The following is a 16599-nucleotide window of genomic DNA, read 5'->3' on the forward strand; positions in this document are numbered from 1 at the left end:
TGCCTGTTACCTACTCGCGCGCCAGCGCATCGATCGGATTCAGCCGCGCGGCATTGCGCGCCGGCAGATAGCCGAACACCACGCCGATGCCGGTGGAACAGAGGAACGCACTCAGCAACGCCGCCGGCGGGAAGCTGATCTGCCAGCCCGGCAATACCAGCTGCACCGCCAGGCCGATGGCGAACGATAGCGTAATCCCCAGCGCGCCCCCCACCAGGCAGACCAGAACCGCTTCGATCAGGAACTGCTGCAACACGTCGCCGGAACGGGCGCCCACCGCCATGCGGATGCCAATCTCGCGCGTGCGTTCGGTCACCGACACCAGCATGATATTCATCACGCCGATGCCGCCGACCACCAGCGAAATCACCGCCACCAGCGTCAGGAACAGCTGCAGCGTGCGGGTGGTTTTCTCGGCGGTTTGCACCAGGCTGTCCATGTTATAGGTGAAGAAGTCCTTCTTGCCGTGGCGCAGCGTCAACAGGCGCGACAGCTGCTGTTCCGCTTCCTTGCTGTCGTAGCCGTCGCGGATGCGCACGGTGATCGAGTCAAAATAATTGTTGCCCATCAATCGGTTGGCCATGGTGCTGTAAGGCACCCACACGTTCAGCGTCTTGCTGCTGCCGAACATCGACTGCTTCTCCTTGGCCACGCCGACCACCGTCGCCGGCATGTTGCCTACCAGGATCACCTCGCCCACCACGTTCTTCTGGTGCGGGAACAGCCGCCGCTGGGTATTGGCGTCGATCACCACCGTCTGCGCCTGCGACTGTACCTGCATCGAGTCGATGCCGACGCCCTGGGTAAAGCTCATGCCGTACACGCGGAAGAACTGCTCGCTGACGCCGTTGACGTTGGCCGCCGCGTCGACGTTGCCCAAGCGCAGCCGCATGCTGCTGCTGATGCTCGGCGACAGCGCGCTGATGTACGGCTGTTCGCGCAGCGCATCGAGATCGCCGTATTTCAACGATTGCCGGTAGGTCGGATCGTCGTCGCCGAAGTCCTTGCCGGGATAGATATCGACGGTGTTGGTGCCGATAGATTTAATGTCCGCCAGCACCATCTGCTTGGCGGCATCGCCGATCACCAGGATCGACACCACCGAGGCGATGCCGATAATGATGCCGAGCATGGTCAGCGCGGTGCGCATCTTGTTGGCCGCCATCGCACGCCAGGCCATCACCAGCGCCTCGCGGAAACGGCCGCCCACCTGCCGCCAGGAAGGTGCCGCAGTGGCCAGCGCCAGCGGCTTGGCCTGCGCATTCTCCTGCTGTGCCGGACGCGAATCGGCGATGATCTCGCCATCGCGGATCTCGATGATCCGCTCCGCCTGGCACGCCACCGCCGGATCGTGGGTCACCAGGATCACCGTGTGGCCCTGGGCGCACAGCTGTTTGAGGATCGCCATCACCTCTTCGCCGGAGTGGCTGTCGAGCGCGCCGGTCGGTTCATCCGCCAGGATCACCTGCCCGCCGTTCATCAGCGCGCGGGCGATGCTGACGCGCTGCTGCTGGCCGCCGGAAAGCTGGCTCGGCCGGTAGTTGACGCGCTCCCCCAGCCCCAGACGCCGCAACAGCGCCTCCGCCCGCTCGCGCCGCGCCGCTTTGCCCAGCCCCGCGTACACCGCCGGCACTTCGACGTTGTGCGCTGCGCTCAGGTGCGGCAGCAGATGATAGCGCTGAAAGATAAAGCCGAAATGCTCGCGCCGCAGCTGCGCCAGCGCATCGTCGCTCAGCGTCGCCACATCCTGCCCGGCCACCCGATACACGCCGGCGCTCGGCTTGTCCAGACAGCCGAGAATGTTCATCAGCGTCGATTTGCCGGAGCCGGAGGCCCCCATGATCGCCACCATTTCACCGGCGTCGATGCTCAGGCTGATCCCCTTCAGCACCTCCACCGTCTGCTCACCGGAACGGTAGCTGCGGCGGATGCCGCTCAGCTGCAACAGCGCCGCCATCAGCCGGCCTCCACGCCGCCGCGGCTGACGATCACCTCATCGCCCGCCTCGAGGCCGCTGAGGATCTGCACGTCGATATTGTTACGCAGGCCGATAGCCACCTCGCGCTTCTCTTCCTTGCCCTGCTTCAGCACCGAGACGTGGTAGCGATTGTCGGCGATCTGATCGCCCAGCGCCGCCAGCGGGATCACCAGCGCCTGCTCGACGCCGGCCAACTGAATATGCACCTGCGCCGTCATTTGTAAGCGCAGCAGCCTTTCCGGGTTGGGCACTTCGAAACGCGCATAATAGAAGATGGCGTTGTTGACCTTTTCCGGCGTCGGCTGAATGTCTTTCAGCACGCCGTCGAAGCGCCGGGTCGGATCGCCCAGCACCGTGAACCAGGCCTTCTGACCCGGCTTGAGGTTGATGACGTCGGCCTCCGACACCTGCGCCTTCACCAGCATGGTGCCGAGATCCGCCAGCGTCAGAATGTTCGGCGCCTGCTGCGCCGCGATCACCGTCTGGCCCTGCAGCGTGGTGATCTGCACCACGTCGCCATCCATCGGCGCCTCGATGCGGGTATAGGCCAGGTTGATCTTGGCGGTATCCAGGCTGGCCTGGTTCCGCGCGATCTGCGCATTGATGGTGCCCACCTGCGCTTTCTTCACCGCCAGCTGCGTCGCCGCCTGATCCAGATCCTGGCGCGACACCGCCTGCAGCTTGGCCAACGCCTGGTTGCGCTGCAGCGTGACCGCCGCCAGCTGCTGTTCGGCCTGCGCCTGCAGCAGTTGCGCATGCAGTTCACGCAGCGTCGCCTCGCCTTCGCGGATGCTGTTCTGCGCCTGTTGCGGATCGATAACGCCCAGCAACTGGCCTTTCTTCACCTTGTCGCCGATCTCGACATACAGCTTTTCCAACTGCCCGCTGACCTGCGCGCCGACGTCAACCTTGCGCACCGCGTCCAGCTGGCCGGTCGCCAACACGTTCTGCTGCAGATCGCGTTTGCTGGCTTTCACCGTTTTGAAATCGGTTGGCGCCGGATGGCGAAAGTGCCAAACGGCCGCCGCGGCAATCGCCGCAATGACCGCCAGAACGAGTATCCAGCGGCGTTTATGTCCCGTAAACCCTGTCAAAATTGACCTGCCTGTGCTTGTGAATATCAACCGCCCATTGCGGCGGCGGAGCTAAATTAGCACGCACCGTAGGGAATAACTAAACCTTAGCTCAACACAATGTGGAGACACGCCTGGTTACAGTTCAGCATTGAACTCCCGTTTAGTGAAGCCTTGATGAAATAGCGCCATTCAATACAGCCAAGGATTTCATCATGTCACAGCTCAGCTACCCACTCGCCTCCGCCCGGCCGCTTAACGGCTGGCAACTGATGACGGCGCTGATCAATGGCGAAAAGGCGCCAAGCAACGCCTGGAAAAAGCCCGCGTTTCGCCTGAAGTTTCTCGGCCGTTCGCTGCTCAACTGGCGCACCACCAGCGGCCTGCTCAGCACCCTGGCCAGCAACCCGCTGCGGGAGGAGATCCTGAGCGCGCAGCCGAACCTGCCGTGCAAACTGCATCGCCCGTACCTGGCGGCCAACATGAGCAAGATAGAATGCCTGTTCGCCCTGCGCGATCATTACGATCTCATCGCGCAGCGCATGCCGCTGAAGATGCGCCTCGGCCACCTCGGCCCGCAGCCTTTCGTGCTGGCCCGCGCGATGGGCAAAAACGAAGCGCCGATCGCGCTGGAACTGGCGGCGATCGACAAGCTGAATAAGGAAGGGGAAGCCACGCTGCTGCTGCGCAACGCCAACGGCGTGATGCTGGCGGAGATCACCTTTGCGCTGATGCATTATCAGCAGCAGCCGACGCTGTTCATCGGCGGCCTGCAGGGCGCAAACCATGAGGTGCCGCACGCCGAGATCCAGCACACCACCAAAGAGTGCCACGGCCTGTTCCCCAAACGGCTGGTGCTGGAAGGCATCTGCACGCTGGCGCGGCACCTCGGCATCCGCCAGATCGTGGCGGTCGGCAACGCCACCCATATCTATCAAAACTGGCGTTACCAGAGTAAGAAGAAGGACCAACTGCACGCCGATTACGATCAGTTCTGGCTGTCGATGGGCGCCAAACCGCTCGACAGCGGCTATTTCCTGCTGCCCGCGCGCATCGCCCGCAAGCCGATCGAAGAGGTTGCCAGCAAGAAGCGCGCCGAGTATCGCCGCCGCTATCAGCTGCTGGACGAGCTGGAACAGGGATTGGCGGCGCATTTCTGCGCCCGATAACGCCCGGTGGGCCGTCAGTCCGCCCGGCCGCGCGCCAGCCAGATCACCCGTGAGAACATTTTCTTCAGCAGCGGCGGCACCGAGTCCGTGCCCCATTCGCCGGCCTGCATCGCGACCTCGATCGCCAGATCCGGCTTCGACGAGTGGTGGACCGCTTTCAGGATCACCTTGCGCACCGGCATTTGCGCGTTGATCGGCACCGACGCCATCCGGTGATAGACCGGGCCGAACCCTTCGCGGAACATGAAGTGTTCCATATCCGGCGCCGGCAGCGCGGTCAGCCGATCGCGTTCGTTGTCTTCATGATTGTCCAGCAGGCTGCGCACGGTATTGGCGTACTTTTTGCCCGCCTCGTCGCCGTCCACCAGCGCATGCCACTCGATGCCCATGCGGCGGGCGAAGCGCAGCAGCGGCTTCAGGCCGCACTGGGCGAACTCGATGACCCGCACCCCTTCCGCCTCGAAATGGTAGCCGCACTGCCGCGCCAGCTCGTTCAGCAGCCACACTTCGGTCTCGCCTTCCACCAGCAGCCAGCAGCGGGCGAACAGCGACGACGGCCGGTTGAAACGGATGTGAAACGCGATGCGCCGCCCGTCTTCGGCGCTCAGCCCGCGCGGCCCGAGACGGTAGGTCGCGACCCGCCCCGACTCGCGCACCAGCCGGCAGACGTGCTCCACCGGCACCAGCGACACCAGTTCGCTGGAGTTGGTGGTAGTGATGCGCTGCAGCGGCAGCTGATTGAGCAGCCCCCAGGCCACCGACAGCATAATCGGGTGCAGGCGAGTTTCCGGGTCTTCCACCAGCAGCAGCGGCCGTGCATGCGCATCCAGCTTAACGTCGCCCTTGGCCTGCAGCAGGGTGGAAAACATCCCCAGCAGGATCAGGCGCATGCTGCGGCTGTTCGGCTCGGCCACCATACGGTTGATGCCGTCCAGCGCACGCCAGGCATCCTGCTCCGGTTCGCCGCCGCGGCGGCGCGGCCGCGTCACCTGCGAACTTTGCTCGGCGAAGTAGTGCTCCAGCAGTTGCTGCATGGCCGCCAGCCCCTGACGCAGTTCGCCGTTGGTCAGCTTCTGCGGATTGCGCACCAGCTCGCGCGTCAGCTGATCCAACTGCTGCGCCAGCGCCTGGGTATCGGGTTTGCGTTCATCGCCGAGGCTGCTGGGGCGCAGGCGACGAATAAAGCGCGCGTCGCGCAGGCGCAATACCGGATGAATGCGGATGATGGCGTGGGCCAGCTGTTCGATATGGTGCAGTTGAAAGGCGTTGCCGTCGGCGTCGAGAAAACCGCGCCAGGTGCACACCGTGCCGTCGTCGGCCAGCTCGCCTTCGCAGCGGTAATGAATGCGGCTCAGGCCATCCTCGCCCTTGACCCACAGCGGCGTCAGGTGGCGATAGCGCGGCAGGTGCGCATGGCCGATGTCTTTTTCGCAGAAGGTGAACACCACCTGCAGGTGGCGCTCTTTGGCCGCCTCTTCTCCGGGCGGGAAATGAAAGTCGTGCGCCTCAAACCGATACAGCTTCTGCTCCGGCGCCAGCAGCAGCGTCAGCGCATCCAGCAGGCTGGATTTACCCCAGGCGTTTTCGCCGAGCAACAGCGTGTTGTCGTCCAGCATCAGGGACAGCCGGTTAATGCCGCGAAAACCTACAATTTCGATACGCTCCAAGAACATCCGCCGCCTCCCGTGCGCGCCGTCGCCTCGTCAATGAGGCAACCTTCACAGAGCATGGTCAAAAAACCCCTTGCAGGTCAAGCGGCCAACGTCAAATCTGCCGCTTTACTCCGGCCGGGCTTTTGGTTAGCGTGTGCTCCTCGCCGCCGTTCGGCGCGCGTCAAAACTCAAGGACACAAGCTGCACCATGTACTCAGGACTGTTGATTATTCTGTTACCGCTGATTGTCGGTTACCTCATTCCCTTACGCCATCGCCCGCTGCTGGTGCTGATCAACCGGCTGCTGAGCTGGATGGTGTACGTGATCCTGTTTTTCATGGGTATCAGCCTGGCGTTCATGGAAGATCTCAGCAGCAACTTGGTGCTGATCTTCCAATACAGCGCGGTGTTCTTCTTCTGCATTCTCTGCGCCAATCTGCTGTTGCTGGCGCTGCTGGAGCGGCGCATGCCGTGGCGCAGCAGCCATAAACAGGAAAAGCTGCCTTCGCGCGTGCACATGGCGCTGGAGTCGCTCAAGCTGTGCGGCGTGGTGCTCGGCGGCTTCCTGCTCGGCCTGACGCAGTGGCAATGGCTGCAGTTCGCCCATAAAGGCAGCGAATATGCGCTGATCTTCCTGCTGTTGCTGGTCGGTATTCAGCTGCGCAACAGCGGCATGACGCTGCGCCAGATCGTGCTCAACCGCCGCGGCACGCTGGTGGCGTTGGTGGTGACCGTCGCGTCGCTGGCCGGCGGCGCGCTGGCGGCGCAGCTGCTGGGGCTGCCGGTCAAGGCCGGGCTGGCGATGGCCTCCGGCTTCGGCTGGTATTCGCTGTCGGGTATTCTGATCACCGACGCCTACGGCCCGGTGATGGGCAGCGCCGCGTTCTTCAACGATCTGGCGCGCGAGCTGGTGGCGATCATGCTGATCCCGACGCTGGTGCGCCGCAGCCGCTCCACCGCCCTCGGCCTGTGCGGCGCCACCTCGATGGACTTCACCCTGCCGGTGCTGCAGCGCAGCGGCGGGCTGGACATGGTGCCCCCCGCCATCGTGCACGGCTTCCTGCTGAGCCTGCTGGCGCCGGTGCTGATCGCCCTGTTCTCCTGATCCTCTCCCCTGGGGGCCGCCCGGCCCCCAAAGCGTAATAATTCCCATCCGCACAGCAAAATTGCGCTAAATCAAACTTGCCCGCAGTAGTCGCACAAAAGCCTTTTGCAACCCCGATCGCCGATCTATGCTTTTAAACAAGCATTACAAATGCAACTTTAAAAATAAAAGGAAGCGACTATGTTCTGTGTGCAATGTGAACAAACCATCCGTACCCCGGCAGGCAACGGCTGCGCGTATGCTCAGGGCATGTGCGGCAAGACGGCGGAAACCTCCGATCTGCAGGATCTGCTGGTGGCGGCGCTACAGGGCCTCTCCGCCTGGGCGCTGCAGGCGCGTTCGCTGGGCATCGTCGATCACGAGATCGACAGCTTCGCCCCGCGCGCCTTCTTCTCCACCCTGACCAACGTCAACTTCGACTCCCAGCGCATCATCGGCTACGCGCGCGAAACCCTGCTGCTGCGCGATTCGCTGGCTGCCCGTTGCCGGCTGCTGGATGCCGGCGTGCGCGTCGATCACCCGATGGCGGCGCTGCAGCTGGCCGGTGACGATATGCCTGCGCTGCTGCAACAGGCGGCGCAGTTTGCCCTCAACGGCGACAAGGCCGAGGTCGGCGACGACGTCCACGGTTTGCGCATGCTGTGCCTGTACGGCCTGAAAGGCGCCGCGGCCTATATGGAACACGCGCACGTGCTCGGCCAGTTCGACGAGCAGCTCTATGCCGACTACCACGCCTTTATGGCCTGGCTCGGCACTCGGCCGCGCGACATCGACACCCTGCTGAACAACGCCATGGGCATCGGCAAGATGAACTTCAACGTGATGGCGATCCTCGATCGCGGCGAAACCCAGGCCTACGGCGATCCGCAGCCCAGCGCGGTCAACGTGCGCCCGGTGGCCGGGAAAGCCATTCTGATCTCCGGCCACGATCTGAAAGATCTGCGCATGCTGCTCGAACAAACCGAAGGGCAAAACGTCAACGTCTACACCCACGGTGAAATGCTGCCGGCGCACGGCTATCCGGAGCTGAAAAAATTCAAGCATCTGGTGGGCAACTACGGCAGCGGCTGGCAGAACCAGCAGACGGAGTTCGCCAAATTCCCCGGCCCGATCGTGATGACCTCCAACTGCATCATCGATCCGAACGTCGGCAACTACGGCGATCGCATCTGGACCCGCAGCATCGTCGGCTGGCCGGGCGTCAACCATCTGGAGGGCGGCGACTTCGGCGCCGTGATCCGCCAGGCGCAGGGCATGAACGGCTTCCCTTATACCGAGATCGAGCACCTGATCACCGTCGGCTTCGGCCGCCAGACGCTGCTGAACGCCGCCGACACGGTGATCGATCTGGTGTCGCAGAAAAAACTGCGCCACGTCTTCCTGGTCGGCGGCTGCGACGGCAGCCGCGACGAGCGCAGCTACTTCACCGACTTCGCCCGCAGCGTGCCGCAAGACTGCCTGATCATGACGCTGGCCTGCGGCAAGTACCGTTTCAACAAGCTGGACTTCGGCACGCTGGAAGGGCTGCCGCGCCTGCTGGACGTCGGCCAGTGCAACGACGCCTATTCCGCCATCATGCTGGCGGTCAAGCTGGCGGACACGCTCGGCTGCAGCGTCAACGAACTGCCGCTCAGCCTGGTGCTGTCGTGGTTTGAACAGAAGGCGATCGTCATTCTGCTGACGCTGTTGTCGCTGGGGGTGAAAAACATCGTCACCGGCCCGACCGCGCCGGGCTTCCTGACCGACAACCTGATGGCGATCCTCAACGAGAAATTCGGCCTGCGTCCGATCACCACCGTCGAGCAGGATATCAACGCGCTGCTCGCCTGATGCCATTACGTTATGGGGCCGCCTGCGCCGGCCCCTTTGCTTTTTGAGGTGCCCCGATGACTCAACCCACTCCGCTTTGCCCGAACCGCATGCAGGTACATTCCATCCAGCGCGAAACCGCCGACGTCTGGACGCTGAACCTGATCTGCGACGTTTTCTACCCTTATCAGGCGGGCCAGTTTGCGCTGGTCAGCATCCGCAACAGCGAGGAGACGCTGCGCGCCTATACGCTCTCCTCCTCGCCCGGCCAGAGCCGCTTTCTCAGCATCAGCGTGCGCTGCCTGCCGGACGGCGTCGGATCGCGTTGGCTGACGCAAGAGGTCAAGCCCGGCAACACGCTGTGGCTGTCCGACGCGCAGGGCGAGTTCAGCTGCGAGCGCCACCCGGCCGATCGTTATCTGATGCTGGCCGCCGGCTGCGGCGTGACGCCGATCGTCTCGATGTGCCGCTGGCTGACCGCCAACCGTCCGGCCTGCGATATCGCCGTGATCTTTAACGTGCGCACCCCCGCCGACACGATTTTCGCCGATCAATGGCGCGCGCTGTGCGCCGCCCATCCGCAGCTGCGCCTGACGCTGATGGCCGAGCGGGATCTGCAACCCGGCTACCTCAGCGGCCGCATCGATGAGCAGACGCTGCGGCAGGCGGCGCCGGATATCGCCGAACGCACGGTGATGACCAGCGGCCCTGCGCCCTACATGGACCACGTGGAGCAGCTGTGCCGTCGGCTCGGCGTGCCGGCCGAGCGTTTCCATAAAGAGCAGTTCCACACGCCGGCGGCGCAGGCCGATGCCACTGAAGGGCTGACGCTACGCGCCGCCCGCCCGCTGCGCGAATTCCGCGTGCCGGTCGGCAGCACGCTGCTGGCGGCGATGGAGACCAATGCCCTGCCGGTCAACGCCGCCTGCCGTGCCGGGGTGTGCGGCTCGTGCAAAACCCGCATCCTCGAGGGCGACTACATCACCACCAGCACCATGACGCTGAGCGCGGAAGAAATAGCGCAAGGCTACGTGCTGGCCTGCAGTTGCCAGCTGCGGGGCGACGTCACGCTGGCGTGATCCCTTGGCCCCATCTCCGCGATGGGGCATTTATCGGCAAGTTCCCCCCTCCCCGCCCGGTTACACTTTCCCCCGTCCTACGCTCTTTACCCTTCCTGACCGCATCTCGTCCACCGCCGGTAAGCTATGCTTGCAGTTGTTCTGCTGCCGCTCACCGGATCGAGTACACATCGTTTTTTAAACCATGTTTGGGGGAACCATGAAGCAAACCGTAGCCACACTGATCGCCAAAACGCTGGATCAAGCCGGCGTAAAACGCATTTGGGGCGTGACCGGCGATTCGCTCAACGGCCTGAGCGACAGCCTGCACCGCATGGGCACCATCGAATGGCTGGGCACCCGCCATGAAGAGGTGGCCGCCTTCGCCGCCGGCGCCGAAGCCCAGCTCACCGGCCAGTTGGCGGTGTGCGCCGGTTCCTGCGGCCCCGGCAACCTGCACCTGATCAACGGCCTGTTCGACTGCCACCGCAACCATGTGCCGGTGCTGGCGATCGCCGCGCACATTCCTTCCAGCGAAATCGGCAGCGGCTACTTCCAGGAAACGCATCCGCAGGAGCTGTTCCGCGAATGCAGCCACTATTGCGAGCTGGTTTCCAACCCGGAACAGCTGCCGCGCGTGCTGGAGATCGCCATGCGCAAGGCGATCCTCAACCGCGGCGTCTCGGTGGTGGTCCTGCCGGGCGATGTGGCGCTGCGCATGGCACCGGAAGACGCGACCCTGACCTGGCATACCCCGGCGCTGCCGCTGGTGCAGCCGCCGATGAGCGAGCTGAACAAGCTGGCAGAGACGCTGAATCAGGCGAAAAACATCACCCTGATGTGCGGCAGCGGCTGCGCCGGCGCGCACGATGAGGTGGTCAAGCTGGCCGAGCTGCTGCAGGCGCCGGTGGTGCACGCGCTGCGCGGCAAAGAGCATATCGAATGGGATAACCCTTACAGCGTCGGCATGACCGGGCTGATCGGCTTCTCCTCCGGCTACCACGCAATGATGAACGCCGACACGCTGGTGCTGCTCGGCACCCAGTTCCCCTACCGCGCGTTCTACCCCACCAACGCCAACATCATTCAGATCGACATCAACCCCGGCAGCATCGGCGCGCACTGCCCGGTCAATATGGCGCTGGTGGGCGATATCCACACCACCCTCACCGCCCTGCTGCCGCAGCTGGAGCCCAAGCGCGACCGGGCGTTCCTCGACAAGGCGCTGGAGCATTACCGCAACGCGCGCAAGGATCTCGACGGGCTGGCGACCGCCAACGACGACCAGCCGATCCACCCGCAGTATCTGGCGCAGCAGCTCAGCCGGTACGCCAGCGACGACGCCATCTTCACCTGCGACGTCGGCACGCCGACGGTGTGGGCCGCCCGCTACGTGAAAATGAACGGCAAGCGCCGCCTGCTCGGTTCGTTCAACCACGGTTCGATGGCCAACGCCATGCCGCAGGCGATCGGCGCCCAGGCCACCGCGCCGGATAAACAGGTGATCGCCATGTGCGGCGACGGCGGCTTCACCATGCTGATGGGGGATTTCCTGTCGCTGGCGCAGCTCAAGCTGCCGGTGAAAATCGTGGTGTTCAACAACAGCGTGCTGGGGTTCGTGGCGATGGAGATGAAGGCCGGCGGCTACCTGACCGACGGCACCGATCTGCATAACCCGGACTTCGCGGCGATCGCCAACGCCGCCGGCATCAAGGGCATCCGCGTGGAAAAAGCCTCGGAGCTGGACGGCGCGCTGCAGGAGATGTTGGCGCACCCCGGCCCGGCGCTGCTGGACGTGGTCACCGCCAAGCAAGAGCTGGCGATGCCGCCGCAGATCAAGTTCGAACAGGCGAAAGGCTTCAGCCTGTACATGCTGCGCGCCATCATCAACGGCCGCGGCGACGAAGTGGTCGAGCTGGCGAAAACCAACTGGCTGCGCTAAGCAAGCTGCCCCCGGTGAAATAAGGGTATATGATGCCATGTACCCTTTTCCTCTCCCTTACATTCCAGGAACCCTATGCTTATCGATCTACGCAGCGACACCGTCACCCGCCCCAGCGCCGCCATGCGCCAGGCGATGGCTCAGGCAGAGGTCGGCGACGACGTCTACGGCGATGACCCGACGGTCAACGCGCTGGAGGCCGAGGCGGTGCGCCTGTCGGGCAAAGAGGCGGCGCTGTTTTTGCCCAGCGGCACCCAGGCCAACCTGGTGGCGCTGCTGAGCCACTGCCAGCGCGGCGACGAGTATCTGGTCGGCCAACAGGCGCACAACTATAAATACGAGGCCGGCGGCGCAGCGGTGCTGGGCAGCATCCAGCCGCAGCCGATCGAGGCTGACGCGGACGGCACGCTGCCGCTGGACAAGCTCGCCGCCGCCATCAAACCCGACGATATCCACTTCGCCCGCACCCGGCTGCTGAGCCTGGAAAACACCATCGGCGGCCGAGTCCTGCCGCAGGCCTACCTGCAGCAGGCGTGGCAGTTTACCCGCGAGCGGCAGCTGGCGCTGCATATCGACGGCGCGCGCATCTTCAACGCCGCCGTGGCGCTGAACCTGCCGCTGAAAGAGATCGTGCAATACTGCGACACCTTCACCATTTGCCTGTCGAAAGGGCTGGGCGCGCCGGTCGGATCGCTGCTGTGCGGCAGCGAAGCCTTCATTCAGCGCGCGCTGCGCTGGCGCAAGATGACCGGCGGCGGGCTGCGTCAGGCCGGCATCCTGGCGGCGGCCGGCCTCTACGCGCTGGAGCATAACGTCGCGCGGCTGCGCGAAGACCATGACAACGCAGTCTGGCTGGAGCAACAGCTGCGGCAGATCGGCGTGGAGGTCGTCGAACCCGGCGCACAGACCAACGTGCTGTACCTGCGCCAACCGCCGGCGCTGGCGGCCAAATTCGGCCCGTGGATGCGCGAACGCGACGTGCTGATCAGCAGCGGCCCGCTGACGCGCATTCTGACCCACCTCGACGTCAGCCGTCAGGATCTGCAGCGGGTGGTCGAGCTGTGGCGGGAGTTCCTCCAGCAGCACGCCTGATTTCCCCTCCCCGGCGCGCCGGGGAGCCCTTCACCGCCCGCCGATGGCCTCGACAAAGCGGCGGGTGATCTGCTGCGGGCGCGTAATGGCGCCGCCCACCACCACAGCATGCGCCCCCAGCGCCAGGCAGCGCGCGGCCATCGCCGGCGTTTCGACATTGCCCTCGGCGATGACCGGCACCGGCACCGCCGCCAGCACCGCACGCAGAAAGCCGAAATCGTCCTCCGCCAGTCGGGCGCCCCGGCTTTCGGCGGTATAGCCGTGCAGCGTGGTGCCCACGCAGTCGAACCCCAACCTGGCAGCCTCTTGCGCTTCTTCCACGGTGGCGATGTCTGCCATCAGCAGCAGCCGGGGATACCTGGCGCGGATCGCGGCAACCAGCGCCGCCAGCTGCAGCTCCCCTGGCCGCCGGTGGCCGGTAGCGTCCAATGCAATCATCTGCGGCGCCGCAGTCATCAGCTCATCGATTTCACGCAGGGTCGGCGTGATATAGACATCGCTACCGGCATAATCGCGCTTGATAATGCCGATCACCGGCAGCGCCACCGTGCGCAGGATGGCTTTAACGTCTTCGACGCCGTTGGCGCGGATCGCTGCCGCACCGCCTTGCTCGGCCGCCAGCGCCATGCGCGCCATGATAAAATCGCTGTGCAGCGGCTCGTCGCCCAGCGCCTGGCAAGACACCACCAGCCGGCCCTTAATCTGCTGCAAAATGGAAAGCGTCATAAATCCAACAACTCCTCGACTTCGTTTTTAATAATGGTCACGTGCGGGCCATAGATCACCTGAACGCCGTTGCCGCGAACGATCACCGCCCGCGCGCCGCTGGCCTTCAGCCCGCTTTCGTCCAGCAACCGGCTCTGTTTTACCGTCACGCGCAGCCGCGTGGCGCAACAATCCAGTTCGACGATATTCTCTTTGCCGCCCAGCGCCGCCAGCACCTGCTGCGAGCGTTCGGTGCCGGTCGTCACCGCTTCCGGCGTGGTTTCCACCTCGCGCCCCGGCGTTTTGAAATTGAAGCGCAGGATCAGGAAACGGAACGTGAAGTAGTACAGGAAGAACCAGGGCACCCCGACCAGCGGCACATACATCCAGTGGGTTTTCGCTTCGCCCTGCAGCACGCCGAACAGCATGAAATCGATAAAACCGCCGGAGAACGTCTGGCCGATGGTGATATGCAGAATGTGCGCGATCGCGAACGCCAGGCCGTCGAACAGCGCGTGCACCACGTACAGCGCCGGCGCGATGAACAGGAACGAGAATTCGATAGGTTCGGTGATGCCGGTCAGGAAAGAGGTCAGCGCCGCCGACAGCAGCAGCCCGCCGACGCGTTTGCGGTTCTCCGGGCGCGCGCTTTGGTACATCGCCAGGCAGGCGCCGACCAGGCCGAACATCATGGTGATAAAGCGGCCGGACATGAAGCGCGCCGTGCCGATGTAGAACTGCTGCGTATTCGGGTCGGCCAACTGGGCGAAGAAAATGCGCTGCGTGCCTTCCACCAGCTGTCCGTTGATCACTTCGCTGCCGCCGAGCGCGGTAGTCCAGAACGGCAGGTAGAAGATGTGATGCAGGCCGAACGGCCCGAGCATGCGCAGCACGAAGCCGTAGATAAAGGTGCCGAGATAGCCGCTGGCGTCCACCAGCCCGCCCATGCCGAAGATCAGCCGTTGGAAAGGCGGCCACACCACGGTCATCAGGGCGCCGACCGCCATCGCCGCCAGCGAGCTGACGATCGGCACAAAGCGCGAGCCGCCGAAAAAGCCCAGGAACGGCGGCAGCGCTATCTTGTTGTAGCGGCCGTGCAGATACCAGGTCACCAGACCGATGACCACCCCGCCGAACACCCCGGTCTCCAGCGTCTGGATCCCGAGAATCGTTCCCTGCCCCACCGCGCCGGCGTTCTGCGCGGCCAGCGTGCCGTTGATTTTCAACAGCGCATTGATGGTGGCGTTCATCACCAGGTAGGCGATCAGCGAGGCCAGCCCCGCCGTGCCCTTGTCGCTTTTGGCCAACCCCACCGCCACGCCGACCGCGAACAGGACCGCCAGGTTGGCGAACACGATGGCGCCGGCGCTGGCCATCACCGTAAATACGCTTTGCAGCCAGCCGACGTCGAGCCAGGGATACGCCTCGACGGTATTGGGGTTGGACAGCGCACCGCCGATCCCCAGCAGCAGGCCGGCCGCCGGCAGCACGGCGATCGGCAGCATGAACGATTTGCCGAACAGCTGGGCTTTTTCGAACCAGCCGCCGGAGCGCGACAATTCTGGTGTTGACATAAATTTTTCCCCGCTATCATTTTTATGATGAAAATTTTTACCACATTAAAATTAATTTAATGAAAATTTTATTCATAACGATGATCGGCTTCACAATCCGTCGATTTCGCTGGCGAGCGGCGGCGTCTTTCCGCCACAATAGAAACGGGAATACTCAGAAAGGTAACGTGATGAATACAGGCAACTTGTTATTGCGGCTGCGGCAGGATTTGGCGGGGTACAGCCCCACGCTGCAAAAGCTCGGCAACTATCTTCTTGCGCAGCCCTCCCGCGCCGTTTACCTGACCATCACCGAACTGGCGCGTGAAAGCGCCACCAGCGAAGCCAGCGTCACGCGGCTGTGCCGCCATCTGGGCTGCAAAGGCTATACCGAATTTAAAATGGCGCTGGCCCTCAGCCTGCAACAAAGCCAGCCGGAGGCGACGACGCGGCAAAGCGCGACGGAAAATTTGGTGGAAGAGAGCGTTCAGGCGCTGCGGGATACCGGCGCGCTGTTGGATCCGCAGGCGCTGCAACAGGCGGCGGACAGCCTGCAGCGTTGCGCTTCGGTGCAGATTTACGGCGTCGCCGCCAGCGCCATCATCGGCGATTTCCTGCACTACAAGCTGCTGCGCCTCGGCAAACCGGCGCAGCTGTTCAGCGACATGCACCGGGCGGCGATGAACGCCGCCTCGCTGAGTGAGCGGGATCTGCTGATCGTCATCTCCAGCTCCGGCTCCACCAAGGACGTGCTGCATGCGGTGGCATTGGCCAAAGGGCGCGGCGCACGCGTGATCGCCGTCAGCAACACCCAACGCAGCCCGCTGGCCAAGCTGGCGGATACGCTGCTGGTGGCGGCCAAACCGGAAGGGCCGCTGACCGCCGGCGCCCTGCCGGCCAAGGTCGGCGCCATGCTGCTGGTGGAGTTGATGATCGCCGAACTGGCTCGGCGCGATCCCGCCTACGCTCAGGCGATGCAGGCCACCGCCAGCGCCACCCTGCCGCTGCTGCTGTAATCAGAAGATCCAGCGGCCATAAACCCAGTACCACAACCCCAGCACCGCCACCAGGTTGAGCGCCACGCTGAGGATGAACCAGGTTTTAAACGGCTGCTTCTGGGTTTTGTGGCGAAACAGCTGCTGTGCCGCCAGTGCGCCCAACCACCCGCCCAGCGCGCCGAACAGCAACAGCGTCGCCTCCGGCACCCGCCGCCACCCCTTGCGCGCCGCCAGCTTATCGCCGCCGTAGATCAGAAACGTCAGCAGGTTGGCCAGCAGCAACCACATCCACACCGGATGCAGCGAGAACAGGCTGGCGACCAGCGCCAGGCCCAGCAGGGCGTAACAAATCACATTGAGCTTCATGGCATCTGGTTTTTCGTTCGATAAAGGGCGCGTAGTGTGAACCTGCGCCACGATGGATGCAACCGGCTTATACCCATACAAAAAGTGCATTTAAACCCC

At 63.9% G+C, this 16599-nt stretch carries 13 protein-coding genes; 7 read left to right on the forward strand and 6 right to left on the reverse strand.

Annotated features, from left to right (window positions below; genetic code table 11):
- Window positions 1-10 precede the first annotated feature (10 nt).
- Window positions 11-1957, reverse strand: coding sequence for a macrolide ABC transporter ATP-binding protein/permease MacB (gene macB / locus ABTW55_RS03380; RefSeq protein ID WP_060419761.1), 1947 nt, complete (start codon window positions 1955-1957; stop codon window positions 11-13).
- Window positions 1957-3072, reverse strand: a complete 1116-nt coding sequence (gene macA, locus ABTW55_RS03385; protein ID WP_060419764.1) for a macrolide transporter subunit MacA — start codon at window positions 3070-3072, stop codon at window positions 1957-1959. Before macA ends, macB begins: the two co-directional genes overlap by 1 nt.
- Before the next feature lie 194 nt (window positions 3073-3266).
- Between macA and ABTW55_RS03390 the strand changes: the two genes are divergently transcribed.
- Window positions 3267-4220, forward strand: a complete 954-nt coding sequence (locus tag ABTW55_RS03390; RefSeq protein ID WP_060419766.1) for a VirK/YbjX family protein — start codon at window positions 3267-3269, stop codon at window positions 4218-4220.
- Window positions 4221-4234: 14 nt separating this feature from the next.
- On the opposite strand, the gene ABTW55_RS03395 is transcribed toward ABTW55_RS03390, so the two are convergent.
- The gene (locus tag ABTW55_RS03395) at window positions 4235-5893 is read right to left on the reverse strand and encodes an ATP-dependent endonuclease (protein WP_033637834.1); all 1659 of its coding nucleotides are present in this window, start codon (window positions 5891-5893) and stop codon (window positions 4235-4237) included.
- A gap of 187 nt (window positions 5894-6080) precedes the next feature.
- On the opposite strand from ABTW55_RS03395, the gene ABTW55_RS03400 reads away from it, so the two are divergent.
- The 5 genes from ABTW55_RS03400 to ltaE all read left to right on the forward strand — a co-directional run bounded on the left by ABTW55_RS03400 (window position 6081) and on the right by ltaE (window position 12878).
- The gene (locus tag ABTW55_RS03400; protein ID WP_004928363.1) at window positions 6081-6977 is read left to right on the forward strand and encodes a lysine exporter LysO family protein; all 897 of its coding nucleotides are present in this window, start codon (window positions 6081-6083) and stop codon (window positions 6975-6977) included.
- A 180-nt stretch (window positions 6978-7157) separates the two neighbouring features.
- Window positions 7158-8807: a hydroxylamine reductase gene (hcp, locus tag ABTW55_RS03405; RefSeq protein ID WP_060419769.1), complete on the forward strand. Its 1650-nt coding sequence runs from the start codon at window positions 7158-7160 to the stop codon at window positions 8805-8807.
- A gap of 56 nt (window positions 8808-8863) precedes the next feature.
- Window positions 8864-9865, forward strand: coding sequence for an NADH oxidoreductase (hcr, locus tag ABTW55_RS03410; RefSeq protein ID WP_060419771.1), 1002 nt, complete (start codon window positions 8864-8866; stop codon window positions 9863-9865).
- Window positions 9866-10064: 199 nt separating this feature from the next.
- A complete protein-coding gene (gene poxB / locus ABTW55_RS03415; RefSeq protein WP_049197181.1) occupies window positions 10065-11786 on the forward strand; it encodes a ubiquinone-dependent pyruvate dehydrogenase in 1722 nt (573 codons plus the stop codon).
- Between the two features lie 75 nt (window positions 11787-11861).
- Window positions 11862-12878, forward strand: coding sequence for a low-specificity L-threonine aldolase (ltaE, locus tag ABTW55_RS03420; RefSeq protein ID WP_033646651.1), 1017 nt, complete (start codon window positions 11862-11864; stop codon window positions 12876-12878).
- Between the two features lie 30 nt (window positions 12879-12908).
- Here the strand turns inward: ltaE and ABTW55_RS03425 are convergent, their stop codons facing one another.
- A complete protein-coding gene (locus ABTW55_RS03425; protein ID WP_060419774.1) occupies window positions 12909-13604 on the reverse strand; it encodes an N-acetylmannosamine-6-phosphate 2-epimerase in 696 nt (231 codons plus the stop codon).
- On the reverse strand, window positions 13601-15157 hold the full coding sequence (locus ABTW55_RS03430; protein WP_060419778.1) for a PTS transporter subunit EIIC: 1557 nt from the start codon (window positions 15155-15157) through the stop codon (window positions 13601-13603). The genes ABTW55_RS03425 and ABTW55_RS03430 overlap by 4 nt, the downstream gene beginning before the upstream one ends.
- Window positions 15158-15324: 167 nt before the next feature.
- Between ABTW55_RS03430 and ABTW55_RS03435 the strand changes: the two genes are divergently transcribed.
- Window positions 15325-16152, forward strand: coding sequence for a MurR/RpiR family transcriptional regulator (locus ABTW55_RS03435; RefSeq protein ID WP_043147107.1), 828 nt, complete (start codon window positions 15325-15327; stop codon window positions 16150-16152).
- Here the strand turns inward: ABTW55_RS03435 and ABTW55_RS03440 are convergent, their stop codons facing one another.
- A complete protein-coding gene (locus tag ABTW55_RS03440; RefSeq protein ID WP_033654657.1) occupies window positions 16153-16500 on the reverse strand; it encodes a DUF1294 domain-containing protein in 348 nt (115 codons plus the stop codon).
- Between the last annotated feature and the right edge of the window lie 99 nt (window positions 16501-16599).

It is taken from the genome of Serratia sp. SM04, assembly GCF_040280225.1.
In the GTDB taxonomy this organism is placed as follows: domain Bacteria; phylum Pseudomonadota; class Gammaproteobacteria; order Enterobacterales; family Enterobacteriaceae; genus Serratia; species Serratia sarumanii.